The sequence below is a fragment of the Herbaspirillum sp. B65 genome (assembly GCF_000333555.1).
Taxonomy (GTDB): Bacteria; Pseudomonadota; Gammaproteobacteria; order Burkholderiales; family Burkholderiaceae_D; genus Herbaspirillum; species Herbaspirillum rubrisubalbicans.
On record NZ_BADI01000234.1, the window covers coordinates 1 to 25144 of the forward strand.

Genomic DNA, 25144 nt, shown 5'->3' on the forward strand with positions numbered 1-25144 from the left:
AGTCCTGGAGCTGGCCATCGGCGGCCTGCTCAACATATCGACGAACTGGACGTGGAATTCTAGGGCGCAGCCACGCTAACGCAGGAAAAAGTCGCGCCCGATTTTGTCGCAGGCCCATGGCGGGAGACCGCAGAAAGGATGGATGTGATGAATACCGTAGCCGATGCAAGTGTACTGGCGCAAAACACCTTCTCGCACGTCAGCGAGGGCGACACTCCCTATGAAACCGGGGGGTTGCGCGACTTCTTCCTGTACCGCGACCTGGGCATCGCCGCGGCCACCGGCGGTCAGGTGGTGGCGCAACTGGTCAAGGCCAACATGGCGCCGGAGAATGGCACCGGCTGGCATCGGCACGAGGCCAACTTCCATATCGTCATCATGTTGAAAGGTTGGGCGCGCTTCATGTACGAGACCGAAGTCACGCTGGTCAAGGCTGGCGATTGCGTGCACCAGCGCCCAGGCATCGTGCACTTCCTGTTCGACTATTCGCCCGACATGGAATACCTGGAAATCGTTAGTCCGGCCGACTTCAAGACCATCGAGATGCCGGCCCCCTGCGCGGTGCCGCCCGCCACACCGTGGACCACCTGAAACCTGCGCGGGCCGGCTTTGCGTGGCAGCCGGCCCGCGCAGGTGAGGAGCAAAACCATGCAATTTTCCACTGTCAAAAATTTCATGCCTCTGTTAGTCTTTCTTCATGCACGCAGGCTCTGGCGTGCCGCCGCAGTCCCTTAGAGCCATCGCTTCACGCTGCACCCATGCTGTAGTTTTGCCGTACCCACCGCCTCTGTTTTCGTTACAACCTACTTAGAAAGATTCCCGCTCCCCACGGGAACACGAAGCAAATCTATGGCACATTTTTTTGATGAGATGTATTCAGCAGGCGCAAGCAGCGAAGCAGGTCAAGTGCGTCAGCACTATGCAGAATTCGCCAGCTGGCTTTCGGCGCAAGCGCCCGAAGTGATCGCCCGCAAACGTGCCGAATCCGACCTGATCTTCCGCCGCGTCGGCATTACCTTCGCCGTCTATGGCAACGATGCCGGCACCGAGCGCCTGATCCCCTTCGACATCATCCCGCGCATCATCCACAAGGCCGAATGGGCCAAGCTGGAAGCGGGACTGGTCCAGCGTGTCAGGACGCTCAACATGTTCATCCATGACATCTATCACGAGCAGAAGATCGTCAAGGCCGGCATCATCCCGCCCGAGCAGATCTTCCAGAACGCGCAGTACCGGCGCGAGATGCAGGATGTGAACGTAGTCAACGACATCTACGCCCACATCGCGGGTGTCGATATCGTGCGCGCAGGCGAAGGTGAATTTTACGTCCTGGAAGACAACCTGCGCGTACCGTCCGGGGTGTCCTACATGCTGGAGAACCGCAAGATGATGATGCGGCTCTTCCCCGACCTCTTCAAGCGCCACAAGATCGCGCCGGTCGATCACTATCCCGACCTGCTGCTGGACAATCTGCGGTCGGTGGCACCGGCTGGCGTGACCGATCCGACGGTGGTGGTGATGACCCCCGGCATGTACAACTCGGCCTACTTCGAGCACGCCTTCCTGGCCCAGCAGATGGGCGTGGAGCTGGTCGAGGGCCAGGACCTGTTCGTCAAGGACAACGTGGTCTACATGCGCACCACGCGCGGCCCCAAGCGGGTCGACGTGATCTATCGCCGCATCGATGACGACTTCCTCGATCCGCTGGCTTTCCGTCCCGATTCTGCGCTGGGTGTGCCGGGCCTGCTGCAAGCCTATCGCGCCGGCAAGGTGACGCTGACCAATGCGATCGGCACGGGTGTGGCCGACGACAAGTCCATCTATCCGTATGTGCCGGACATGGTGCGCTTCTATCTGTCCGAAGAACCCATCCTCAACAACGTGCCCACCTACCAGTGCCGCAAGAAGGAGGATCTGTCCTATACCCTGGCCAACCTGGAACAGCTGGTGGTCAAGGAAGTGCACGGCGCCGGCGGCTACGGAATGCTGGTCGGCCCGGCCTCGACCAAGCAGGAAATCGAGGACTTCCGCGCACGCATCATCGCCAAGCCCGATGGCTACATCGCCCAGCCCACGCTGGCCCTGTCCGTCTGTCCGACCTATGTGGAGTCCGGCATCGCGCCGCGCCACCTGGATCTGCGCCCGTTCGTCTTGTCGGGCAAGCAGATCACCATGGTCAAGGGCGGCTTGACGCGCGTGGCCTTGAAGGAAGGCTCGCTGGTGGTGAATTCGTCGCAGGGCGGCGGCACCAAGGACACCTGGATTCTGGAGAAATAACGATGCTGAGCCGTACCGCCGATCACCTCTTCTGGATGGCCCGCTACACCGAGCGCGCCGAGAACACCGCACGGATGCTGGACGTGCATGTGCAGACCGCATTGCTGCCGCAATCCACCGACGACGCCGAACAGGGCTGGCGCGCCGTGCTGGGCATCTCGGAACTGCTCTATGGCTACAACCAGAAATACGACAAGCTCACGCAAAAGGATGTCATCGACTTCATGGTGCGTGACCCCAACAACCCCTCGTCGATCGCTTCCTGCCTGCGCCAGGCGCGCGAGAATGCACGTGCCGTGCGGGGTGCGCTGACCACCGAAGCCTGGGAAATCCAGAACGCCACCTGGATCAAGATGCAGTCCTACCTGCAGACCAATGCGCTGGAGCAGAACCCGAGCGATTTCTTCGAATGGGTCAAGCATCGCTCGCATCTGTCGCGGGGCGTGACCATCGGCACCATGCTGGAGGATGAGGCGTTCCACTTCATCCGCCTGGGCACCTTCCTGGAGCGGGCCGACAACACGGCGCGCATCATCGACGTCAAGTTCCACGGCGCCAAGGAAACGCAAAAGCACAACGGTCATGGCCAAGTGCAATCGCAAAGCCAGGCGGCACGCGATGAAGCCGGGCAACTGGACTTCTATTACTGGGCCGCCATCCTGCGTTCGGTGTCCGGCTTCGAGATCTACCGCAAGGTCTATCGCGATGTCATCACGCCCGAGCGCGTGGCTGAATTGCTGATCCTGCGTGCGGACATGCCGCGCTCACTGCTGGCGTGCATGGGCAATGTGATTTCCAACCTGCACCACGTGCGCAACGATGTCTCGGCCGATACCGAGCGCTTCGCCGGCAAGCTGCACGCCGACCTGAAGTTCGCCCGCATCGAGGAAATCCTGGAAGCTGGTCTGCACGATACGCTAACCGAATTCCTGGAGCGCATCTTCGAGCTGGGCAATCGCATCAGCCGCGATTTTCTTGTTCCTTTGGCAGCGTAAATGATGTCTGGCTGTGCTTGGATGGCAATAAAGAAGCACAGCCACTGTCATCTTTTCGGGAAACAGGCCGTTACTGTAGGTACGTCACGACAGATGCCCCCGGCGCACACGCTTTGGCGCCGGGCCTTACGGTAAAATCCGGCTTTCCGTTTCCACGTTTCAAGATTTCATCATGACCTACTGCGTAGCCATGCGCCTCAACAGCGGCCTGGTGTTCCTGTCCGATTCGCGCACCAATGCGGGAGTCGATCACATCGGCACCTTCCGCAAGATGAGTGTTTACGAGAATCCGGGCGACCGCGTCATGGTCATGATGACCGCCGGCAACCTGTCGATTTCACAATCCATCCGTCAGATGTTGACCGAGCGCACCAATGCCGAGGGTCGCAGCATCTGGACCGCCACCACCATGTACGAGGCCGCGCAGATCCTGGGCGACGCCATCCGCGCCGTGCATGACCGCGAGGCCGCCGAGCTGAGCAAGTTTGGTATCGATTTCAACGTCAGCATCATCTTCGGCGGCCAGATCCGTGGCGAGCGCTGTAGGCTGTTCCAGATGTACTCGGCCGGCAACTTCATCGAATCGCACGATGAGAATACCTATTTCCAGATCGGCGAATCCAAGTACGGCAAGCCCATCATCGACCGCGTGGTCACGCCGCAGACCACCCTTGATGAAGGGGCCAAGTGTGCGCTGATCTCGATGGACTCGACCCTGAAGTCCAACATCTCGGTGGGCCTGCCGCTGGACCTGCTGGTCTACCAGAGCGAAGACCTGGCCGTGACCCGCTTCGTCACCATCGATGAGCAGAACCAGTATTTCCAGATGATCCGGCGTAGCTGGGGTTCGCAGTTGAAGCGCGTCTTCGAGGCCATCGACGATCCGGTCTGGGATGCGCCGCCGGAAGATACCTTGAACGTGCTCTCCTCGGTCACCGATCTCAGCGAGCCGGTGCGCGTGCCGCCGCCCAATGGCGTGGCGCGCGGTCTGCAAGCGGTGCCGCGGCAGATCCTGGCGCAACAGGATGGGGACGTGGGACAGGCGAGCTGAAAGACTTAGTTTTTTCTTGGAGGAAACTTAGTTTTCTTTTTGCCAAAACTAAGTTTTCATCAGACGGGAAGTCCACCAGGAAATGTCTCGGAGGAAATAAAAAAGGCTGCATTCCATGAATGCAGCCTTTTTACTTGATCAATCTTTAAAACGATTTATATCGATCAACGCACGATGGTCTGGGCTTCACCTTCGGCACGGGCGCGGATGGTACCGATACGGTAGACGGTCTCGCCGGCAGCCTTCAGATGGGCTTCGGCAGCATCGGCATCTTCCTTGGAGACAATCACGGTCATGCCGATACCGCAGTTGAAGACGCGATGCATCTCGGCGTCGGCCACGCCACCGTGCTGCTGCAGCCAGGTGAACAGCGGTGGCATGGTCCAGGACTTGGCGTCCAGCTCGGCGGTCAGGTGATCCTGCAACACGCGCGGGATGTTTTCGACCAGGCCGCCACCGGTGATGTGGACCATGCCCTTGACTTCCAGCTTTTCCATCAGCGCCAGCAGCGGCTTGACGTAGATGCGGGTCGGGGCCATCAGTACATCGGCCAGCTTGCGGCCGTGGAAATCGGCTTCCAGGTCGGGCTTGGCCACCTCCAGGATCTTGCGCACCAGCGAATAACCATTGGAGTGCGCGCCCGAGGAGGCCAGGCCCAGCACCACGTCACCCGGGGCGATCTTGGTGCCGTCGATGATCTTGGACTTTTCCACCGCGCCCACGGCAAAGCCGGCCAGGTCGTATTCGCCATCGGGGTACATGCTGGGCATTTCCGCGGTTTCACCGCCGATCAGGGCGCAACCGGCCTGTTCGCAACCGGCGGCGATGCCTTTGATCACATCGGTGGCCGAGGGCACGTCCAGCTTGCCGCAGGCAAAGTAATCCAGGAAGAACAGCGGCTCGGCGCCCTGCACCAGGATGTCGTTGACGCTCATGGCCACCAGGTCGATACCGACCGTATCGTGACGGTTCAGGTGGAAGGCCAGCTTCAACTTGGTGCCCACGCCGTCGGTGCCGGACACCAGCACCGGCTCCTTGAACTTCTTGCTGATCTCGAACAGAGCGCCGAAACCGCCAATGCCGCCCAGCACGCCTTCGCGGGTGGTGCGCTTGGCGAACGGCTTGATCGCTTCGACCAGGGCGTCACCGGCATCGATATCGACGCCAGCGTCACGGTAGGAGAGGGAGACATTGGAAGGTGAAGTCATGATGAAAAATTGCCAGTGAAGACGGTAAAATAGGGGATTCAGGGTGGAAGTCGCCCTGCCAAAGCGTGATTTTAACAAAACCGACACTGCCGAACTCCGAATCCATGCCTTTTTCTTTATCCGAAGAGCAAAAACAGAACCTGGCGTGGCTGATTGTCGGCATTTTGCTATTGTCCCTGCTGGTGGCGCTGGGCCCGATGCTCTCGCCCTTCGTGGCCGCCGGCATCATCGGCTATGCGCTCAACCCCGGCGTGGACTGGATCGCCAGCCGCCGCATCGGCCCGGTACGCATCCCGCGCTTCGTGGGCGTGACGGTGATGGTGCTGCTGCTGATCCTGGCCGCTCTGGCGCTGGTGTTGATCGTGGTGCCGCTGGTGCTGCGCCAGATCCCGCTGTTGCAGGCCCAGGTGCCGCCGCTGCTGGACAAGTTGAATGCCTTCCTCTCGCCGCGCCTGCACCAGTTGGGCATCGATGTGCGACTGGACCTGGCCGGCATCAAGGCCTTGCTGACGCAACAGATCAGCACCAGTGGCGATGAACTGTGGAGTTCGCTGCTGGCCTCGGCCAAGGTGGGCGGCACGGCGCTGTTGGCCTGGCTGGCCAACCTGCTGTTCGTGCCGATGGTGTTGTTCTACCTGTTGCAGGACTGGCACCCCTTCCTCAAGCGGATGCAGATCCTGATCCCGCGCCGCTGGGCCGCCCGCGTCAATACCATGGCCACCGAGGTCGATGGCCTGCTGGGACAGTATTTGCGCGGACAATTGCTGGTGATGCTGGTGCTGGCGGTCTATTATTCGGTTGCACTGACCGTGGCCGGCTTCGATAGCGCCCTGCCGGTGGGTGTCTTGACCGGCCTGCTGGTGTTCATCCCCTATGTCGGCTTTGGCCTGGGGCTGGTGCTGGCGATCCTGGCGGCGATCCTGCAATTCGATGGCGCCGTCGGCCTGTTGTGGGTGGCCCTGATTTATGGCGTGGGGCAAGTGCTGGAAAGCTTCATCCTCACGCCCAAGCTGGTGGGCGAGCGTATCGGCTTGCATCCACTGGTGGTGATTTTCGCCCTGCTGGCCTTTGGTCAGTTGTTTGGCTTTGTCGGCGTGCTGCTGGCGCTGCCGGCTTCGGCCATCGTCTCGGTGATCGCCCTGCATGTGCGGCGCGAGTATCTGGCCAGCAATTTTTACAACCGTTGAAGAATTTATGATCGATCACAGCTTCCCTGCCCTTGCAGGACGCTGCGCAGGCTCGGGCGCTGGGCGCCGTCCTGCATTAACTGGCCGCAAGCAGCTTGCGGCCTTCGTAGCTGATACACGCCGATGAAACAGATTCCGCTCGATTTGAGCGCGGACCAGCCGCAAAGCTTCGACAGCTTCGTGACCGGCCGCAACGCAGAACTGCTGGAGCGCTTGAAGCTGCTGGCCTGCGCCGGCGTGGACCAATCCATCCAGACCGGCAGCGCCAGCACCGACCGCTTCATCTACCTCTGGGCCGAAGCCGGTGCCGGCAAGACCCACCTGCTGCACGCCCTGGCCACCCGCGCCGCCCAGCAAGGCATCGGTGTGCGCCTGATCGGCACCGACTCGCCCGACGCCGCCTTCGAATACAGCCCCCAGACCAGTCACTACCTGCTCGATGACGTCGATCAACTGTTCGAGGAACAACAGATCGCTGCCTTCAATCTATTCAACCAGATCCGCGAACAGGGCGGCTGCATGGTCTGCACCGGCACCCTGCCGCCCACCCGGCTGGAGCTGCGCGAAGACCTGCGCACCCGGTTGGGCTGGGGCCTGATCTACCAGGTGCACGATCTGTCGGACGACGAAAAGATCGCCGCGCTGTTGCAGATCACGCTGGACCGCGGCCTGGAGATTCCTCCGGCCGTGATGATGTACATGCTCACCCACTATCGGCGCGACATGCCCTCGCTGTTGCGTATGCTTGACGCGCTGGACCGCTACTCGCTGGCCACCAAGCGCGCCATCACCCTGCCCTTGCTACGCGAACTGTTACAACAGGAATCCGGAGAACAATGAACCTCGCCCTTTTCGATCTCGACCACACCTTGCTGCCACTGGACTCCGACCACGAGTGGGGCGAATTCATGGCCCGCATCGGCGCCGTGGATGCCGACAGCTTCCGCAAAGCCAATGACCAATGGTTTGCCCATTACCAGAACGGCACGCTGGACCCGGTGGCCTACCTGGAATTCGCGCTGGGCAACCTGGCGCGCTTTTCGCGCGAGCAACTCGATGAGATGCATCTGCAATTCATGGACGAAGTGGTCAAGCCCGCCATCCTCCCGCAAGCCGTAGCCCTGGTCAAAAAACACCTGGATGCCGGCGACCTGGTGGCCATCGTCACCGCCACCAATCACTTCGTGACCAAACCCATCGCCGCCCACTTCGGGGTGGAGCACCTGCTGGCCGCCCTGCCGGAACTGGATGCACTGGGCAACCTCACCGGTAAGCTCAACGGCACACCCACCTTCGGCCCCGGCAAGATCGTCCACACCGAAGCCTGGCTGGAGCGCCTGGGCCACACCCTCGACCAGTTCGAACGCAGCTACTTCTACAGCGATTCGCAAAACGACATCCCGCTCATGGAGCGCGTCACCGATCCCATCGCCACCAACCCCAACGACAAGCTGCTGGCCCATGCCCAGGCGCGCGGCTGGCCGGTACTGAACCTCTTCGCCGACGGCCACGCGCAATGATCAAGAAACTGATTCGCTCCATCCTGGGCAAGGGCAAGACGACCGACAAGAGCAAGACCAAGGCGGTCGGCCCGGACGGCAAGATCGAACCCGATGTGCTGGATCCGAAGCAACATGGCATCGATCCTGCCCTGGTCTCGCCCAATGCGGTACGCGTGACGCAGACCCTGCAGGAAGCCGGCTATAAGGCATTCATCGTCGGCGGCGCAGTGCGCGACCTGCTGCTGGGCATCAAGCCCAAGGACTTTGATGTCGCCACCAACGCCACGCCGGAACAAGTCAAGCAACTGTTCCGCCGCGCCTTCATCATCGGCCGCCGCTTCCAGATCGTGCACGTGATGTTCGGCCAGGAACTCATCGAGGTCACCACCTTCCGCGGCGCCTCGGCCGAAGCCGCGCCCAAGGATGAACACGGTCGCGTGCTGCGCGACAATACCTTCGGCGAACAGCATGAAGACGCCACCCGGCGCGACTTCACCATCAACGCGATGTACTACGATCCGGCCAGCCAGGCTGTGCTGGATTACCACGGCGGCATCGCCGACATCCGCGACAAGAAGCTGCGCATCATCGGCGAACCGGAAGCCCGTTATCGCGAAGACCCGGTACGCATGTTGCGCGTGGTGCGCTTCGCCGCCAAGCTCAAGTTCACCATCGACCCGGCCAGCAGCGCGCCCATCCGCGTGATGGCGCCGCTGATCGACAACGTGCCCGCAGCGCGCGTGTTCGATGAAATGTTGAAGCTGCTCATGAGCGGCCACGCCCTGGCCTGCTTGCAGCAGTTACGCAAGGAAGGCCTGCATCATGGCCTGCTGCCGCTCCTGGACGTGGTGCTGGAACAGCCCCTGGGCGAGAAGTTCGTCAGCCTGGCGCTGGCCAATACGGATGCGCGCGTGAAGGAAGGCAAGGGGGTCTCGCCGGGCTTCCTGTTCGCTTCGCTCCTGTGGCATCAGGTGCTGGAAAAGTGGCGCGCTTACCAGGCTGCCGGCGAATATCCGATTCCTGCCCTGCATCTGGCCGCCGATGACGTGCTCGATGCCCAGACCGAGAAGCTGGCCCTGCAACGCAAGATCGCCTCCGACATGCGCGACATCTGGGCCATGCAGCCGCGCTTCGAACGCCGCGTCGGCAAAGCCCCGTACAAGCTGCTGGAACACCTGCGCCTGCGCGCCGGCTTCGACTTCCTGCTGCTGCGCTGCCAGTCTGGTGAACTCGATGCCGAACTGGGCGAATGGTGGGAAGCCTTCATCGCCGGCAATGGCACCGAGCGTGAAGAACTGATCGCCCGCAAACCGACCGACCCCGCCAGCGCCTCGGCCGGCCCCAAGAAGCGCAAGCGCCGTGGCGGCCGCAGCCGTAGCAAGTCCACGGGCGAAGGCAGCAGCAATGCCGAGGGTGAGCGCGAACAGGACGCCGCATCGGCACCTGCACCGCTGACCATCTCAATGGCCGAGGCCAGCAGCGACACACCCAGCGGCGCACCGAAGCGTCGCCGTCGTCGGCGCAGCACGGGGAGTGACAGTGCGGGCAGCGGCGAGGCTGCTCCGAGCAGCGAGGATTAAGCCGTCCATGGAGCAGTCTCCCACGCCAGCCTGGATCGGCATAGGCGGCAACCTGGGCGATGCCCGCGCCACGGTCGAACAGGCCATCGCACGGCTGGCCACGTTGCCGCAATCCCGGTTGTTAGCGCGTTCTTCGCTCTATCGCACTGCGCCCATCGACTCCAGCGGCGACGACTACGTCAATGCCGTGGCACTGATAAGCACCACCCTGCCGGCGCTTGAACTGCTGCACGCCTTGCAGGCCATCGAACTGCAGCACGGGCGTGAGCGCCCCTACCGCAATGCGCCGCGCACACTCGATCTGGATCTGCTGATGTATGGCGACCATATCCTCGCGAGCGAAGAACTGATCCTGCCCCATCCCCGCATGGCCCAGCGCGCCTTCGTGCTGGTGCCGATGCTGGAGATCGACGAGAAGGTGGAAATCGCTGGGTTGGGACCGGCGCGGCACTTTCTGAAGGAAATAACGGAGCAGCCGATCAGCCGGCTGTGAGAGCGACTGCGGGGACGGGGCAGTCGAACTGCCCCGCATCATATGAAGGAAAACGTCAGGCAGCCCCACCTGTGGCAGCACCCTTCCCCAACGGTCGCAATTCATTCAAGCGGCGATGATGGCCCTTCAGCCACAACGGCAACTCATTGGCCGGCATGGGCTTGCCGATCAGGAAGCCCTGTCCCAGGCTGCAACCGAAATCTTGCAGCAAGCGCCAGTCTTCCATGGTCTCCACCCCTTCGGCGACGGTCACCAGTTCCAGCCGCTGCGCCATGTCCAGCGCCGATTGCAGGATCACCCGCAGGTTCTTGCGATCATGCGCGCCATGCACGAAGGAGCGGTCGATCTTCAGTTCCGTGAAGGGGATACGCGCCAGTTGCTGCATCGAGGAAAAGCCGGTGCCGTAATCGTCAATGGACAGGCCAAAGCCCTTCAAGCGCAAGCGCGCCAACATGCCCAGCGAATTACCCTTGTGCGCCACCACCGAGCTTTCGGTGATTTCCAGCACCACGTTCTCGGCCGGCAGCGCGTGCTTGTCCACCAGCGCCAGGATGCGATGCATGAAGTCGGGTTGTTCCAGCGACAGCGGCGAGAGGTTTACCGCCACCTTGATCGCCAGACCGCGGCTGTGCCACACCGCAGCCTGGGCCATGGACTGGTCCATCATGCTGATGGTGAGGTCGTGGATCAGGCCGCATTGTTCGGCCAGGGGAACGAAACGATCCGGCGGCACCATGCCGCGCTCGGGATGGATCCAGCGCGCCAGTGCTTCCACGCCTTTGAGGATGCCGGTCTGCACATCCACCTTGGGTTGGAAATAGGGCAATAGCTGGCCGCCGCCGATGGCTGCACCAAGATCGCTTTCGCACATCGAGGGCAAGGGATCATCGTGCGCCCGGGCCGCTGCACCGTGCGGGCGGAAGGCTTGCAGGGCGGCGCGCAACTGGCCCTGGTTGAGCGGCTTTTGCAGCACGCCGATCAGGTTCATGCCCAGCGCCTGGATCATGGTCTCCACCGACAACAGCAGCGAGGTCTCGCGGCTGGAGGCGACGATGAGTGGAATGTCGATGCCCTTCTGCTGCAATTGCTGGATCAGTTCGATGCCATCCATGCCCGGCATCTCCAGGTCGATCACCACCAGGCCGGGTGGCAGCTTGAGCATGGCCAGCAGGTCCAGCGCTTCGTTGCCGTTGCCGGCCTCGTAGATCAGGTCCACGCCCAGTTCCTGCAGCAGCGCGACGCTATGCTGGCGCTGCAGGGCACTGTCGTCGACCACCAGGGCCGACTCGATGAGCTCATTGAGATTCTCTAGAGGCATATTGTTCTATCACGGCAGAGATATGTTCGAGCGGCAGGACGTCGCCGACGCCCCCCATGTGTATCGCTTCTTTCGGCATCCCGAAGACCACGCTGCTGGCTTCGTCCTGGGCATAGGTGGTGGCGCCGCAATCGGCCATCTCGCGCATCCCCCTGGCCCCATCATCGCCCATGCCGGTCATGATGATGCCCACTGCATTGCGGCCGGCGGCCTTGGCCAGCGAGCGGAACAGCACGTCCACCGAGGGCTTGTGCCGGCTCACCAAGGGACCATCCAATGTTTCCACATAGTACTGCTGGCCATCACGCCGCACGACCAGATGCTTGCCCCCCGGCGCGATCAATACCCTGCCTGGCAACACCAGGTCATGATGCTCGGCTTCCTTGACCTCGGCGCCGGAGACGCGATGCAGGCGTTCGGCAAAGCTGCGCGTGAAACGCTGCGGCATGTGTTGCACCACCACGATGCCGGGACAGCGGCCATCCAGCCGTCCCAGTACCCGCTCCAGCGCCTGCGGCCCCCCGGTCGAGGCGCCGATGGCGACGATGCGCGCAGTCGGCGGACGGTATCCGTCTTGTGGTCCCGGCGGCGTCAAGACCGCGTCGGCGGTATAGCGCTGCAAACCCGAGGCCCAACCCTCATCATGCAACATTTCTCGCGATGCCGCTTTGACCATGCGCAGGTCGTCCGTCAACGGCACGTTACGTATCGTCATGGTGGCGCCACGTCCGCCCGGGCCTGCCAGCATGGCCGCGCGAATGGCACCGGCCAGTTCGGCCACCGCCTCATGCAGGAAGTCGCGCACACCCAGTTGCGGGCGAGCAATCACCGAGACCGCACCCGCCGCCAGCGCCTCGGCGGCCAATCCGCCCTGCCCCATGGCACGCGCGCTGCACATGATGACCGGAGTGGGCCGGGTACTCATGATCTGGCGCAGGAAGGTGATGCCATCCATGCGCGGCATTTCGATATCCAACAGGATCACATCCGGCCATTCCTGCTGCATCTTGCGCAAGGCAAAGACCGGATCGGGCGCGGTACCGATGACGCGGATGTCGGTGGTCTGCGCCAGCAGTTGCTGCACCAGTTGGCGCACCACCGAGGAGTCGTCCACCACCATCACGCGAATTGTCGGCGGGGTCGTCATTGCGGCTTGCGGTAGATCGAGGGGGAGTGCATCAGCAATTCCAGCTCCATGCCATGCAGCGATTCCGAATGCCCCACCACCAGATAACCGCCCGGACGCAAGCGCGCGATGACATCGCGCAAGACCTTGAGCTTGGTGTCGCTATCAAAGTAGATGATGACGTTGCGCAAAAAGATCAGGTCATAGAGTCCATCGTCATGCTCATGCAGGGCCGTCAGGTTACGCTGCGCGAACTCGACCTTGGCGCGCAAGTCCGACTGCACCAGGAAATGACCTTCGTACTCGCCCGTACCGAGCAGGCAATAGCGGCGCAGGTAAGACCGTGGAATATTCTGGCCCCGCGCCATCGGGTAGAGCGCACGACGGGCGAAGCGCAAGACGCGCAGGCTGATGTCGGAGCCCAATACCGACCAGCTACCTGCGGCTCGCTGCTGATCCAGCAGCATGGCCAGGGTATAGGCTTCTTCACCGGTGGCGCAGGCCGCGCTCCAGACGCGCAGGCTCTTGTGCTGCTCCCATTGCGGTAGCAGTTCCTGCTTGAGGAAATCGAAATGGCCCTGCTCGCGGAAGAAATAGGTTTCGTTGGTGGTGATCAGGTCGATGGCGCGCTGGCGCTCCTCGACGTCGTGCTCGCCGCTGATCCGGCGGAAATACTGGCTCAGATCGCGCAGGCCGAGTTCGTGCAGGCGATGGCTGAGGCGACTTTGCAGCAAGGCCTTCTTGGACAGCGGCAGATGCAGTCCAATGTGCCGCTTGAACAACTGCTGGAACAGCAGCATGTCGTGATCACTGATCTCATCGACGCCATGCGACCCAGCCGCAGCATCGTTACCGCTGCCAGGTCCCACCAGCTTGCCGATGCTGGCCATGATCGCTACTCCAGCTGGGCGTCGGATGACAGCACCGACACGCCCCCCAGCGCATCCTCGGCACTCATGCCCAGCAGGCTGGCCAGTTCATCGACCGATAACACGCGCGGCACGTCCAGCACTACGATGAAACGCTCATTGACATTGATCATGCCAGCGATGAAATCGGCCCGGATGCCGGCACCGAAGGAAGGACGCGGTTCGATCTGGTCTACACCGATGCCCAGCACCGCGCTGACCGCGTCGACCATCACCCCCAGCAGCAGCAATTGATCCTCCTGCATCAGTTCCATGATGATGACGCAGGTGCGCTTGCTCGGTACCGTAGGCGCACGCCCAAAGCGTACCGACAGATCGATCACCGGCACCACCGATCCGCGCAGGTTGATGACGCCGCGCAGGAATTGCGGCATCAGCGGCACTTCGGTGAGACCGCCGAATTCGATGATTTCACGGATGCTGGCGATGGGCATGGCAAAGCTCTCGGTACCGACCAGGAAGGTCAGGAACTGGCGCGTCTCGATGACTTCTTCCTGCTGCCGCTTTCTGGCCGATTCGCCATTCAACGATACGCTGGGCATGGCCTGCTCTCCTTGCTGCCACGGACGGTGCCGGGCGGGTTGTTGCGTGTGCGGCGTGCTGGCCGCCATGGTCTATGTAGGTTCGTCACCGACATGGGCGAAGTATCAGAAACGCTTGAACGCGGATTCATCCACGCCGGGTCATCGTCCTCCACATCCAGCATCGAAAGCCGGCGTGGCGGCTCCTGCTTGGGAGTGCGCCCATTGTTGCTGCTTCCGCGAGCGGGCAGCTTCTGCATCTCGCCCACGCGGAAAAATCGCATCAGTTCTGCAGATGGGATAGCCTGGGCGCTCATCTCTTCGGAGGTGGCCGACAGTTCTTCCGAGGCCGCCGCCGTCATCTGCGTAGTCTGCGCCATCTGGTGCACGGCATTGTTGATCTGTTCCAGGCCGGTGGATTGTTCGGCCGAGGCGGCGGCGATTTCCTGCACCAGGTCGGCAGTCTTGCGGATGGACGGCACCATCTGATTCAACAGGCCACCGGCTTTCTCGGCCAGACCCACACTGTTCTCGGCCACCGCAATGATTTCCTGGGCGGCGGTCTGGGCGCGCTCGGCCAGCTTGCGCACTTCGGCAGCAACCACGGCAAAGCCCTTGCCGTGCTCACCGGCGCGGGCTGCTTCGATGGCTGCATTCAAGGCCAGCAGGTTGGTCTGGTAGGCGATGTCATCGATGATGCCGATCTTGCTGGCGATCTGCTTCATCGCCGCCACCGTCTCGCGTACCGCTTCGCCACCTTCGGTGGCGGCACTGGCCGAGAGGCTGGCGATGCCATCGGTGGTGCGGGCGTTGTCGGCGTTCTGGGCGATGGTGGCGGTGATTTCTTCCACCGAGGCACTGGTTTCCTCGACGTTGGCGGCTTGCTGCGACGAATTGTGCGACAGCGCCTGGGAAGAAGAGGAAATCTGTTCCGAAGCCGAGGCCAGGGCACTGGCGGTACCGCTGACGTCACCGATGACGTCGGTCCACTTGTTGACCATCTGCTGGGTGCTGTAGAGCACGCTGATCTTGTCGCGCTTGTGCAGCGGCACCGTGACGGTGAGGTCGCCTTCGGCCACGCGCCGCAAGACGCTCATGGCCTCGCGCGGCTCGCCGCCGATCTGCGAGCGGATGGTGCGATAGGCAAAGCCCAGGCACACGAACAACACCACCATCGAGGCCGTGAGCAGCCAGAAGATCTTTTGCTCCAGCCGGGCATATTCGACACCGGCCTGGATGACGCGGGCCTGGGTACGTTCATCGACCTGACGCAGGAAATCGTTGATGGGAGCCATCACGCGGCCAAACAGGGTGCGGTAGGTCTGATCGAAGACCAGTTCCTGGGCCATGGCCTGGTTGGGCGCACCCACCACGGTGAACTTGCCCTCGCCATCATCGAACTCGCCCTTGACCGCATGGAAGGCGGTGATCTCGATGCGGGAAAGTTGATCGGCCAGTTTCAGCGCTTCCTGCATCCTGGCCAGCTCCCGTTCGGGGAAACCGGCGCGCTTCATCAATTCGCTCAACGGTACCGCCTGGGCATAACCTTCTGCGGCCAGCTTGCGAGCGTTGACCAGATCCCAGTTGAAGCGATCATAGTTGGCTGGACGGGGACGCTTGCCATTACGGATGTCGAGGATCATATAGTAGCGATCCTCATCGTTGGGATCGCCCGTGGTGACGTAGGCCCGCGCAAATTTCGTCATATCCTCGGTGGTGCGGCGCAACTCGTTGGCCAGGGCCGTCGAGGCATAGCGCGATTGGTGCGCTTCTTCCAGCGCGACGTTGGCCTGCTTGAGCATATCGGTGAGGCCGATCACCACCGCCACCAGAACCGACAGCCCCGCCGCCAGCCAGATGAAGATCTGCTTGATGCTGATCCTGTTGCTCATCGAGTCTTGCATGGTCGCTCCCCCTTGGACTGCACTCTTCATTGCGCGGACGCCATGCCGCGTTCGGCGTAGACCGCCGTATTGCCTTGTTCCTGCTGCTGGGTGTGATGCACCAGGTGCGGGATATCCAGGATCAGCGCCACGCGGCCATCGCCGAGGATGGTCGAGCCCGACAAGCCCTTGACCTTGCCGAACAGCCGCCCCAGCGGCTTGATCACGGCCTGGCATTCGCCCAGCAGGCCATCGACCAGGAGGCCCGCGCGTAATTGACCGTACTGTACGATCACCAGGCTCTTGCGGGCCCGCCCCTGCTCGCGTGCGGGCAGGTCGAACAGTTCGCGCAGCGGTACGAACGGCAAGGGCTCGCCGCGCACCGAGACGATGTGGGTACCAGTGTGCTGGGGAGGCATGTCGATGCATTCGACCACCATGTCCAGCGGGATCACGAACACCGCATTACCCACCACCACCTGGAAGCCCGAGATGATGGCCAGCGTCAACGGCAAGCGCAGACGCACCACGGTGCCGCGTCCGCGTTCGGTATCGATGGCGACCTCGCCATGCAGGGCGTCGATGTTGCGCTTGACCACATCCATGCCCACCCCACGTCCCGATAGTTCGGTGACCTGCTGCGCGGTGGAAAACCCGGGTTCGAACACGCAGCGATAGATCTCGGCATCGGTGAGCTCGGCATCGGGTGCGACCAGGCCCTGGGCCACGGCCTTTTCCAGGATGCGATCGCGATCCATGCCGCGGCCATCGTCCATCACTTCCACCACCACGCTACCGGACTCATGCATGGCGTTCAGGTGCAGCGTGGCCTTGGCCGGCTTGCCGGCGGCGATGCGTTCGGCGGCCGGTTCGATGCCATGATCGATGGCGTTGCGCACGATGTGCATCAGGGGATCGGCCAGGCGCTCGACCATGGATTTGTCCAACTCGGTGTCGGAGCCGGTCATGCTCAGTTCGATGTCCTTGTCGAGGTCGCGTGCAATGTCGCGCACGACGCGCGGGAAGCGCTGGAACACTTCGTTGATCTGCACCATGCGCAGCGTCAGCGCGGCATCGCGGATCTGCTCCATCAAGGTGTCGATGGCCTGGGTAGCTTCCTCGAACTGACTATCCTTGCGGCGCCGTGCGATCAGCCGGGCACTGGCACCGGCAATGACCAGCTCACCCACCAGGTCGATCAACTGGTCCAGCTTGGAGACCTCGATCTTGATGAATTTCTGTTCCTGCGCGCGCCGTTCCTCCAGCGGACGCGGGCGCTGCACCACATCCGCCAAGGTCGGAACCGGCGCGGCGGCGTGCGCGACGCCGACTGCCCCCAGGCAGCGCCATTGCGCCTCATCGAACAGGCCCAGGCCGCGCCACAGTGCGGCCAGGCGCGCGGCCTCCTCGGGCGCCAGGCGTTGCAGCACGGTGGCGTAATCGGCCAGGGGGCTGTGCGGCGGCAGGATGTCGATGCGGCTGTCGTCGCGCACGAATTCGAACACCTCTTCCAGCGTCTGCCGGGTGGAGTCCGATGCCAGGCAGATTTCCACGCCCAGGTAGCAGCTCTCGGGATCCATGGCAGCGGCCTCGGGAATACCCGACGCCACCGGCAGGATGGCGACAATGCGGCCCAGCGAGCGCAGGTAGTGCAGGAAGGACAGCGGATCGAGTCCATCGCGCAACACGTTCTGGTTGAACTGCAGCGACAGGTGCCAATAGGGATAAGCCACCGGTAACTGGGCACTGGGATCCAGCGCTGACGCCAGCGTAGAGGATGGGGCGCGGGTGGCTGGTACCGCCACGCCCGGCTGCTGCACGGCACCGGCGGCGGCCTGCGCGGCGGCCGACAGGGCCACCTGTTCCAGCTCGGCCAGCAGCGCGGCGCGGCGCTCGGCATTGGGTTCCTCGGCTTCCTGACCGCACTCGATGGCATCGACCAGTTCGCCGATATAGTCGCCGCACTGCAGGAGCAGCGACATCAGGGGGCCATTCAAGGCCAGCCTTTCTTCGCGCACCAGATCCAGCACATGCTCGACCTGGTGGGTGAATTGCACGATGCTGTCGAAGGCGAACAAGCCGGCTGAGCCCTTGATGGTATGAGCGGCGCGGAAGATGGCGTTGATACGATCACGGCTGGGGCCTTCCACCTCGATCTGCAATAACGCCGACTCCATGGCCACCAGCAGTTCACGGGCTTCCTGGACCACGGCGTCGCGGGCGCTATCCTTTTTCATGCGACCTCCACCACCGGGCTGAAACGCTCGTGCAATTGCAACAGGTCCAGCGCAGCCAGGACGGCCGGACTGTAGGCACCGATTTCCAGCTGGCGTCCACTGTTGTGCAGCTCGCGCCGCAGTAACAGCAGCAACTGGATACCGGCCGTGTCGAGCTCATCCACGCCGGACAGATCCAGCACCACGTGTGACTGCGCCAGCGTCAGTGCGTGCAGCAGCTCGGGCTTGCGCTCGGCCGCCTGGAAAATGGTCAGGCCGCCGCTCACGGTGAGCAGCAACCTGTCCTCTAGCACGGAATACGTCAGCGGCATAGTCTCGGTCTCGGCTTTCTCTTTCTGTTCCCGTTATTACGTCAGGGCTGCACCAGCTTGGCCACGGCATCGAGCAGCACCGGCGGCTGGAACGGTTTGTGGACCCAGGCGCGAATGCCTGCGGCCTTGCCTTCCTGTTTGCGTGCTTCACTGCTTTCGGTGGTCAGCATGATGACGGGAGTGAATTTGTAGGCGGGCATCTGTTTCATCTCGCGCACGAAGGACAGGCCATCGAGATGCGGCATGTTGAGGTCGGAGATGACCAGGTTGAACTTGCGACCGTCCAACTTGCTCAAGGCCTGCCGACCATCGGTGGCTTCTTCCACGTGGTAACCGGCACTCTTCAAGGCAGCCGAGATGGTCTGCCGCAGGCTGAAGGAATCATCGACGATCAATATGCTCTTTTCCATCTCGCGGGCTCGCTGGATCAAAAGAAATCGACTTGGGATGGCACCGCAGGATGGCCTTGCTGGCCCGCGTGGACCTGGCGCTGCTCCTGGGTGGTATAGGTTTTTTCGAGATCGGCCAGCCATTGTTGCGGCGTGGGCAGCGCCGATGGGCCGGCCTCGGCGGCGCTGCGCAAGCGCACGATGTCTTGCTGTACATGATCCAGTATCTGGCTGATCCGATCCTGGAATTGCAGGTGCACCAGGATGTCGCAGACCTCGCGATCGACTTCGCGTCCTTCGTCTTCCAGTTGCTCCACCGTGGTACTGAGCTTCATGGCCGACTGGCGGAAGTCGGCGATGATCTGGTCGATCACGGCGCGCGAGTTTTCCACGATCTCATCGGCCCCGGCGACGGCCTCGCCGGTGGCGCCGATGGCCGCCAGGATCTGCTGGCGCGCGCTCTTGGCGCGGGCGGCGATCTGGCGGCTGTTTTCGGCCGAGCGTTCGGCCAGTTCCTGCCAGCTCTGGGTATCGCTCAACAGGTCGGTCACGCCGGTCTGGCCGGCCAGTTGTTCATTCTGCTGGGCCAGGCGGCGGATGTCGTCATTGGCCGCCATCAGGCTGTCGAACTTGGTCACCAGTACCTGGCGCGAGGCCAACATGCCTTCCAGCACCGAGGCAATGGCCCCCAATTGTTCAGCTGCGTGCTGCACGGTCTGCAGGATTTCGCCATTGCTAGCGTGGCTGGCCGGGGCCAGTGCGCCGCCCAGGCGCTCGTGGATGCCCACGAAGCGGGCGGTGAGGCTATCGATGGCCGACTGCGTCTGCGCCCGCGCCAACTGGACATTGCCCTGCCACACCGGCAAGACTTCGCCCAGCAAACCGGCCAGTGCCTCGGGCTGCGCGGACGCAACGGCGGCAGGTGCTGACGGCGGCGGCGCTGGTTGCGATGCTGCGCTAGAGGCCGGGGCCGGGGCCGGGGCGGGCAGGCAGGTCAGGTAGAAGGCACCACCGATGAGCAAGCCCACCAGCGCACCCAGCCACCAGTGCTGGGCCAGCATCATGTACAGCAGCAGGTTCACCAGGCACAGCACCGGCAAGATATTGCGAAGCGATTTCACAGCCACGATCCCTGTTGGTTGTTGTCAGCTCGGGTCAGACCGCCTGGCTAGGCGTTGCACAGCGCGGGCTTGACGTTGTTTACGGCAGGAAAGGGCGCATCTTTTGCCAAAGTCGCCATGCTTGCCATTTTTTTACGGCTGCAAAGAGACTTGGTCCATTCTGCGCGCACCGACCCACAGTCTATTTTGCGGGCTGCCAGGAGCCGGCCTTGCGTGGAATAAAGGCCGAATTCCCGCTGAGTTGTAGTCGCACCGGGCCGCCATGACGATAATGTTATAAAAGAAGCAATCAAAACATCCGCCACCGGCGCTCTCTGGTCGAGGTGAAATCAACTACAATGCCGCACCCCTTACGCTCTGGATCAGCGGCAACCGCCGCCGGAGTGCTACAGTCATTTTTTCTATCACTACGTAGAGGCGCCGGTACTGACCACCCACCAGGATGCCCATCCGGCGATCCTGCTGCCTATTGCAGAGGCAGAGATGCACGGCCAGCGCGCCTTTCTCACCTTTCTCAATTACGGAGGTTGAATTTTCCATGGCAGGCTATCTTCAGGAATCAGGCGCAGTGCGCGCCAAGCCGGTGACCACGCACACCCTGCAGGCGCTGCGCGCCAAGGGGGAAAAGATCACCATGCTGACCTGTTATGACGCCAGCTTCGCCACCCTCATGGAGCGCGCCGGACTGGAGACGGTCTTGATCGGCGATTCGCTGGGCATGGTCAGCCAAGGCCACGATTCGACCCTGCCGGTGACCATCCAGGACATGGCCTACCACACCGCCGCCGTGGCGCGCGGCACGCGCACCATGCTGATCATCGCCGATCTGCCCTTCGGCACCTATCCCAGCCGCGAGGATGCCTTCCGCAATGCCGCGCTGCTGATGCAGGCTGGTGCGCAGATGATCAAGCTCGAAGGCGGGGTATGGTTGGCCGATACCATCAAGTTCCTCACCGAGCGCGGCATTCCGGTGTGCGCCCACATCGGCCTGACGCCGCAATCGGTACACCAGTTGGGCGGCTTCAAGGTGCAGGGCAAGACCAGCGATGGCGCCACCCAATTGCACGCCGATGCCCTGGCCGTGCAGCAGGCTGGCGCTTCGCTGGTGGTGATCGAGGCGGTGCCGGCGGCGCTGGGCAAGGAAGTGACTGATCGGCTGGCCGTGCCTACCATCGGCATCGGCGCCGGTCCCGATTGCTCGGGCCAGGTGCTGGTGATGCATGACATGCTGGGGGTGTTCCCGGGTCACAAGAGCCGCTTCGTGCGCAACTTCATGGACGGGGCCAGTGGCATCGAGGATGCAGTGCGCCGCTATGTCGCCGCCGTCAAGGACGGTAGCTTCCCGGCGCAGGAGCATTGCTTCTGATCGCTTGCCCTTCAGCTGAGGACAAGCAAAAGGCCAGCGGAACATCACGCTGGCCTTTTGCTTTGCTGCTGATACGCAGACTGATGCTGCGGCTTACTCGAAGAATTCCTTGACCTTGTCCTTCCAGGTCTTGGTCTGCGGGCTGTGCTTGGCGCCGCCTTCGGTGGTGAGCTGCTCGAACTCGCGCAGCAGTTCCTTCTGGCGTTCGGTCAGCTTGACCGGGGTTTCCACCACGACGTGGCAGAACAGGTCGCCCGGATAGCCGGAACGCACGCCCTTGATACCCTTGCCGCGCAGGCGGAAGGTCTTGCCGCTCTGGGTGCCTTCGGGAATGGAGAAGGAGGCCTTGCCATTGAGCGTGGGCGCTTCGATCTCGCCACCCAATGCCGCCTTGGCGAAGGAGATCGGCATCTCGCAATGCAGGTCGTCACCATCGCGCTGGAACACATCATGCGGCTTGATATGAATTTCCACGTACAGGTCGCCCGGGGGACCACCGTTGACGCCCGGCTCACCATTGCCGGATGAACGAATGCGCATACCATCGTCGATGCCTTCGGGGATCTTCACCTCCAGCGTCTTGTTGCGCTTGATGCGACCGGCGCCGGCACAAGTGGTGCAGGGTTCGGGAATGATCTTGCCGCTGCCGTGGCACTTGGGGCAGGTCTGCTGGATGCTGAAGAAGCCCTGCTGCATCCGCACCTGGCCATGACCGCCGCAGGTGGTGCAGGTGACCGGCGAGGTGCCGGGCTTGGCGCCGCTGCCGTGGCAGGTATCGCACTGGTCCCAGGAAGGGACGCGGATGGTGGTGTCGAAACCGTGCGCCGCTTGTTCCAGCGTGATTTCCAGGTTGTAGCGCAGGTCGGCGCCGCGGTAGACCTGCGGGCCGGCGTTGCGGCCACGACCACCACCGCCGCCACCGAAGATGTCACCGAAGATGTCGCCGAAGGCATCGGCAAAGCCGCCCGCACCGGCAGCGCCGCCGGCTCCCATGTTGGGATCGACGCCGGCATGACCGTAGCGGTCGTAGGCCTCGCGCTTCTGCGGGTCCGACAGCATCTCGTAGGCTTCCTTGACCTCCTTGAACTTGTCTTCCGCGCCCTTGCTGTCGGGGTTGCGGTCAGGATGGTACTTCATCGCCAGCTTGCGATAAGCCTTCTTGATCTCGTCGTCACTGGCGTTCTTGGCCAGTCCGAGCACTTCGTAAAAATCGCGTTTTGCCATGTTGTATAACCCACCTTGTTATTGTGTTCCGTCGCTGCTGCGATGGCCTGCATCCGCGGCCGCGCAAGCACGACCGGAAACCAACAATGTGAAAAAGCCGAGCTCAGCTTTTGACTGCGGACTCGGCGTACCGGCCTGGCCGAAAGACAACCCGGCCGGGTGGATGCTGCTGAAGCTCAATTCCTAAAAATCCGCCCGGGCTGCGGCAAACCGCACCCGGGCGCGAGCGCTGACGTCAGGTGAAACGACGCGTCAGTCCCGGATTACTTCACTTCCTTGAAGTCGGCGTCGACCACGTTGTCGTCCTTGGGCGCAGCACCGGCCGCACCCGCCTGGGCACCTGCGGCGCCGGCGGCACCACCGGCGGCAGCGGCCTGGGCTTGCTGGTCGGCATACATCTTCTCGCCCAGCTTTTGGGCCGCAGTCGACAGCGCCTCGGTCTTGGCATCGATGGTGGCCTTGTCGTCACCCTTCAGGGCTTCTTCCAGGTTCTTGATGGCGGCTTCGATGACGTCCTTCTCGCCGGCTTCCAGCTTGTCGCCGTATTCGCCCAGGGCCTTACGGGTCGAGTGCACCAGGGCATCGCCCTGGTTGCGGCTTTCGGCCAGTTCCTTCAGGCGCTTGTCTTCCTCGGCGTTGGCTTCGGCGTCGCGCACCATCTTTTCGATCTCTTCTTCATTCAAGCCGGAGTTGGCCTTGATGGTGATCTTGTTTTCCTTGCCGGTGGCCTTGTCCTTGGCGCCCACGTGCAGAATACCGTTGGCGTCGATGTCGAAGGTCACTTCGATCTGCGGGGTGCCGCGCGGTGCCGGCGGGATGCCTTCCAGGTTGAATTCACCCAGGGCCTTGTTGCCGGCAGCCATTTCACGCTCGCCTTGATAGACCTTGATGGTCACGGCCGGCTGGTTATCGTCGGCGGTGGAGAACACCTGGCTGAACTTGGTCGGGATGGTGGTGTTCTTTTTGATCATCTTGGTCATCACGCCGCCCATGGTTTCGATACCCAGCGACAGCGGGGTCACGTCCAGCAGCAGCACGTCCTTGCGGTCGCCCGAGAGGACCGAACCCTGGATGGCGGCACCGACGGCAACAGCTTCGTCGGGGTTGACGTCACGGCGCGGATCCTTGCCGAAGAATTCCTTGACCTTCTCGATCACCTTGGGCATACGGGTCATGCCGCCGACCAGGATCACGTCGTCGATGTCGGACACCTTCACACCGGCATCCTTGATGGCGGTGCGGCAGGGTTCGATGGTCTTGGCGATCAGTTCCTCGACCAGCGACTCCAGCTTGGCGCGGGTGATCTTCAGGTTCAGGTGGACCGGTGCGCCATTGGCCATGGCGATGTAGGGCTCGTTGATCTCGGTCTGTTGCGAGGACGACAGCTCGATCTTGGCGCGTTCGGCCGAAGCCTTGATGCGCTGCAGGGCAATGGCGTCCTTGGACAGGTCCAGGCCGTTGATCTTCTTGAATTCGTCGATGATGTAGTCGATCAGGCGCTGGTCGAAGTCTTCGCCACCGAGGAAGGTGTCACCGTTGGTGGAGAGCACTTCGAACTGCTTTTCGCCATCGACATCGGCGATTTCGATGATGGACACGTCGAAGGTACCGCCGCCCAGGTCATACACGGCGATCTTGCGGTCACCCTTTTCCGCCTTGTCCAGGCCGAAAGCCAAGGCGGCTGCGGTCGGCTCGTTGATGATGCGCTTGACATCCAGACCGGCGATGCGGCCAGCGTCCTTGGTGGCCTGGCGCTGGGCGTCGTTGAAGTAGGCCGGCACGGTGATGACGGCTTCGGTGACTTCTTCGCCCAGGTAGTCCTCGGCGGTCTTCTTCATCTTGCGCAGCACTTCAGCCGAGATCTGCGGCGGCGCCAGCTTCTTGTCGCGCACGCCGATCCAGGCGTCGCCGTTGTCGGCGGCCACGATCTGGTAGGGCATCAGGTTGATGTCCTTCTGCACTTCCTTCTCGGTGAACTTGCGGCCGATCAGGCGCTTGGCGGCGTAGATGGTGTTCTTGGGGTTGGTGACGGCCTGGCGCTTGGCGGGCGCGCCGACCAGGATTTCGCCGTCTTCCTGGTATGCAATGATGGAAGGCGTGGTACGTGCGCCTTCGGAGTTCTCGATCACCTTGGGCTGGTTGCCTTCCATGACGGCAACGCAAGAGTTGGTGGTGCCCAGGTCAATACCAATGATTTTTCCCATGATTTTTTCCTCGTTCTTTCAGCCCTGGATGTCGGGCTACAGGTGTTTTGAATGGTTTGAATATGTGGAGGAAAGATGGACTTTCAAGCGCCGAAACCACCGAAATAAGCAAAAATGATGCCTTTTGCCGACTTTCCCCTCCGACGCCGGTCCTCTTACTTCCCTGGGCACCGTCACAAGCGCCGGGCGCAGCAGACGTTCGGAATCATATAGCCTTTTTGC

21 protein-coding genes and 1 pseudogene are annotated in these 25144 nt (G+C 62.3%); 10 read left to right on the plus strand and 12 right to left on the minus strand.

From position 1 onward, the window contains the following. Positions 1 to 147: 147 nt before the first annotated feature. The 4 genes from I5W_RS06050 to I5W_RS06065 all read left to right on the plus strand — a co-directional run bounded on the left by I5W_RS06050 (position 148) and on the right by I5W_RS06065 (position 4323). Positions 148 to 591, plus strand: coding sequence for a cupin domain-containing protein (locus tag I5W_RS06050; RefSeq protein ID WP_044528577.1), 444 nt, complete (start codon positions 148 to 150; stop codon positions 589 to 591). Positions 592 to 849: 258 nt separating this feature from the next. Then, a complete protein-coding gene (locus I5W_RS06055) occupies positions 850 to 2277 on the plus strand; it encodes a circularly permuted type 2 ATP-grasp protein (RefSeq protein WP_017455234.1) in 1428 nt (475 codons plus the stop codon). A 2-nt stretch (positions 2278 to 2279) separates the two neighbouring features. Then, positions 2280 to 3272: an alpha-E domain-containing protein gene (locus I5W_RS06060; protein WP_017455235.1), complete on the plus strand. Its 993-nt coding sequence runs from the start codon at positions 2280 to 2282 to the stop codon at positions 3270 to 3272. A gap of 172 nt (positions 3273 to 3444) precedes the next feature. Continuing rightward, positions 3445 to 4323, plus strand: coding sequence for a proteasome-type protease (locus I5W_RS06065; protein ID WP_017455236.1), 879 nt, complete (start codon positions 3445 to 3447; stop codon positions 4321 to 4323). A 164-nt stretch (positions 4324 to 4487) separates the two neighbouring features. Here the strand turns inward: I5W_RS06065 and purM are convergent, their stop codons facing one another. After that, a complete protein-coding gene (purM, locus tag I5W_RS06070) occupies positions 4488 to 5531 on the minus strand; it encodes a phosphoribosylformylglycinamidine cyclo-ligase (protein ID WP_044528566.1) in 1044 nt (347 codons plus the stop codon). 104 nt (positions 5532 to 5635) lie between these two features. Between purM and I5W_RS06075 the strand changes: the two genes are divergently transcribed. From I5W_RS06075 to folK, 5 genes are all read left to right on the plus strand, one after another. Beyond that, on the plus strand, positions 5636 to 6718 hold the full coding sequence (locus I5W_RS06075) for an AI-2E family transporter (protein WP_017455238.1): 1083 nt from the start codon (positions 5636 to 5638) through the stop codon (positions 6716 to 6718). Positions 6719 to 6841: 123 nt separating this feature from the next. Beyond that, entirely contained in the window at positions 6842 to 7558 is a 717-nt protein-coding gene (gene hda, locus I5W_RS06080; RefSeq protein ID WP_017455239.1) for a DnaA regulatory inactivator Hda, read from the plus strand. Further along, a complete protein-coding gene (locus I5W_RS06085) occupies positions 7555 to 8238 on the plus strand; it encodes an HAD family hydrolase (RefSeq protein ID WP_017455240.1) in 684 nt (227 codons plus the stop codon). Before hda ends, I5W_RS06085 begins: the two co-directional genes overlap by 4 nt. Then, complete coding sequence (gene pcnB, locus I5W_RS06090) at positions 8235 to 9800, plus strand: polynucleotide adenylyltransferase PcnB (protein WP_044528567.1); 1566 nt, start codon at positions 8235 to 8237, stop codon at positions 9798 to 9800. Before I5W_RS06085 ends, pcnB begins: the two co-directional genes overlap by 4 nt. 7 nt (positions 9801 to 9807) lie before the next feature. Next, positions 9808 to 10293 carry a 2-amino-4-hydroxy-6-hydroxymethyldihydropteridine diphosphokinase gene (gene folK / locus I5W_RS06095; protein WP_044528568.1) on the plus strand — a complete coding sequence of 162 codons (486 nt, stop codon included), beginning with the start codon at positions 9808 to 9810 and terminating at the stop codon, positions 10291 to 10293. A gap of 55 nt (positions 10294 to 10348) precedes the next feature. Here folK and I5W_RS06100 read toward each other — a convergent pair whose 3' ends face one another. The 9 genes and pseudogenes from I5W_RS06100 to I5W_RS06140 all read right to left on the minus strand — a co-directional run bounded on the left by I5W_RS06100 (position 10349) and on the right by I5W_RS06140 (position 20128). Then, positions 10349 to 11611, minus strand: a complete 1263-nt coding sequence (locus I5W_RS06100; RefSeq protein WP_017455243.1) for an EAL domain-containing response regulator — start codon at positions 11609 to 11611, stop codon at positions 10349 to 10351. After that, positions 11589 to 12758, minus strand: coding sequence for a protein-glutamate methylesterase/protein-glutamine glutaminase (locus I5W_RS06105; RefSeq protein WP_044528569.1), 1170 nt, complete (start codon positions 12756 to 12758; stop codon positions 11589 to 11591). Before I5W_RS06105 ends, I5W_RS06100 begins: the two co-directional genes overlap by 23 nt. After that, positions 12755 to 13627, minus strand: a complete 873-nt coding sequence (locus tag I5W_RS06110; RefSeq protein ID WP_044528570.1) for a CheR family methyltransferase — start codon at positions 13625 to 13627, stop codon at positions 12755 to 12757. Before I5W_RS06110 ends, I5W_RS06105 begins: the two co-directional genes overlap by 4 nt. A 5-nt stretch (positions 13628 to 13632) precedes the next feature. Further along, positions 13633 to 14208: a chemotaxis protein CheW gene (locus I5W_RS06115; protein WP_044528571.1), complete on the minus strand. Its 576-nt coding sequence runs from the start codon at positions 14206 to 14208 to the stop codon at positions 13633 to 13635. 105 nt (positions 14209 to 14313) lie between these two features. Further along, positions 14314 to 16091: pseudogene (locus tag I5W_RS06120) on the minus strand (methyl-accepting chemotaxis protein). Between the two features lie 26 nt (positions 16092 to 16117). Further along, a complete protein-coding gene (locus I5W_RS06125) occupies positions 16118 to 18307 on the minus strand; it encodes a chemotaxis protein CheA (protein ID WP_044528572.1) in 2190 nt (729 codons plus the stop codon). Then, positions 18304 to 18618 (minus strand): STAS domain-containing protein, encoded by a 315-nt coding sequence (locus I5W_RS06130; protein WP_044528573.1) that lies wholly within the window; start codon positions 18616 to 18618, stop codon positions 18304 to 18306. The genes I5W_RS06125 and I5W_RS06130 overlap by 4 nt, the downstream gene beginning before the upstream one ends. Positions 18619 to 18659: 41 nt before the next feature. Then, positions 18660 to 19028, minus strand: a complete 369-nt coding sequence (locus tag I5W_RS06135; RefSeq protein WP_026052357.1) for a response regulator — start codon at positions 19026 to 19028, stop codon at positions 18660 to 18662. Positions 19029 to 19045: 17 nt separating this feature from the next. After that, positions 19046 to 20128 (minus strand): hypothetical protein, encoded by a 1083-nt coding sequence (locus I5W_RS06140; protein WP_044528578.1) that lies wholly within the window; start codon positions 20126 to 20128, stop codon positions 19046 to 19048. A gap of 538 nt (positions 20129 to 20666) precedes the next feature. Between I5W_RS06140 and panB the strand changes: the two genes are divergently transcribed. After that, positions 20667 to 21494 carry a 3-methyl-2-oxobutanoate hydroxymethyltransferase gene (gene panB, locus I5W_RS06150; protein WP_044528575.1) on the plus strand — a complete coding sequence of 276 codons (828 nt, stop codon included), beginning with the start codon at positions 20667 to 20669 and terminating at the stop codon, positions 21492 to 21494. A 93-nt stretch (positions 21495 to 21587) separates the two neighbouring features. On the opposite strand, the gene dnaJ is transcribed toward panB, so the two are convergent. Both dnaJ and dnaK read right to left on the minus strand, forming a co-directional pair. After that, positions 21588 to 22718, minus strand: coding sequence for a molecular chaperone DnaJ (gene dnaJ / locus I5W_RS06155; protein WP_017455254.1), 1131 nt, complete (start codon positions 22716 to 22718; stop codon positions 21588 to 21590). Between the two features lie 263 nt (positions 22719 to 22981). After that, the gene (dnaK, locus tag I5W_RS06160) at positions 22982 to 24922 is read right to left on the minus strand and encodes a molecular chaperone DnaK (RefSeq protein WP_044528576.1); all 1941 of its coding nucleotides are present in this window, start codon (positions 24920 to 24922) and stop codon (positions 22982 to 22984) included. Between the last annotated feature and the right edge of the window lie 222 nt (positions 24923 to 25144).

Bases quoted from the DNA above. Each gene is read 5' to 3' on its own strand.
- I5W_RS06130 (WP_044528573.1), bottom strand. From the start codon at position 18,618: ATGCCGCTGACGTATTCCGTGCTAGAGGACAGGTTGCTGCTCACCGTG.
- folK (WP_044528568.1), top strand. From the start codon at position 9,808: ATGGAGCAGTCTCCCACGCCAGCCTGGATCGGCATAGGCGGCAACCTG.
- I5W_RS06100 (WP_017455243.1), bottom strand. From the start codon at position 11,611: ATGCCTCTAGAGAATCTCAATGAGCTCATCGAGTCGGCCCTGGTGGTC.
- I5W_RS06065 (WP_017455236.1), top strand. From the start codon at position 3,445: ATGACCTACTGCGTAGCCATGCGCCTCAACAGCGGCCTGGTGTTCCTG.
- I5W_RS06050 (WP_044528577.1), top strand. From the start codon at position 148: ATGAATACCGTAGCCGATGCAAGTGTACTGGCGCAAAACACCTTCTCG.
- I5W_RS06135 (WP_026052357.1), bottom strand. From the start codon at position 19,028: ATGGAAAAGAGCATATTGATCGTCGATGATTCCTTCAGCCTGCGGCAG.
- panB (WP_044528575.1), top strand. From the start codon at position 20,667: ATGGCAGGCTATCTTCAGGAATCAGGCGCAGTGCGCGCCAAGCCGGTG.
- I5W_RS06110 (WP_044528570.1), bottom strand. From the start codon at position 13,627: ATGGCCAGCATCGGCAAGCTGGTGGGACCTGGCAGCGGTAACGATGCT.
- I5W_RS06105 (WP_044528569.1), bottom strand. From the start codon at position 12,758: ATGACGACCCCGCCGACAATTCGCGTGATGGTGGTGGACGACTCCTCG.
- dnaK (WP_044528576.1), bottom strand. From the start codon at position 24,922: ATGGGAAAAATCATTGGTATTGACCTGGGCACCACCAACTCTTGCGTT.
- hda (WP_017455239.1), top strand. From the start codon at position 6,842: ATGAAACAGATTCCGCTCGATTTGAGCGCGGACCAGCCGCAAAGCTTC.
- I5W_RS06075 (WP_017455238.1), top strand. From the start codon at position 5,636: ATGCCTTTTTCTTTATCCGAAGAGCAAAAACAGAACCTGGCGTGGCTG.
- dnaJ (WP_017455254.1), bottom strand. From the start codon at position 22,718: ATGGCAAAACGCGATTTTTACGAAGTGCTCGGACTGGCCAAGAACGCC.
- purM (WP_044528566.1), bottom strand. From the start codon at position 5,531: ATGACTTCACCTTCCAATGTCTCCCTCTCCTACCGTGACGCTGGCGTC.
- I5W_RS06115 (WP_044528571.1), bottom strand. From the start codon at position 14,208: ATGCCCAGCGTATCGTTGAATGGCGAATCGGCCAGAAAGCGGCAGCAG.
- pcnB (WP_044528567.1), top strand. From the start codon at position 8,235: ATGATCAAGAAACTGATTCGCTCCATCCTGGGCAAGGGCAAGACGACC.
- I5W_RS06085 (WP_017455240.1), top strand. From the start codon at position 7,555: ATGAACCTCGCCCTTTTCGATCTCGACCACACCTTGCTGCCACTGGAC.
- I5W_RS06055 (WP_017455234.1), top strand. From the start codon at position 850: ATGGCACATTTTTTTGATGAGATGTATTCAGCAGGCGCAAGCAGCGAA.
- I5W_RS06060 (WP_017455235.1), top strand. From the start codon at position 2,280: ATGCTGAGCCGTACCGCCGATCACCTCTTCTGGATGGCCCGCTACACC.
- I5W_RS06125 (WP_044528572.1), bottom strand. From the start codon at position 18,307: ATGAAAAAGGATAGCGCCCGCGACGCCGTGGTCCAGGAAGCCCGTGAA.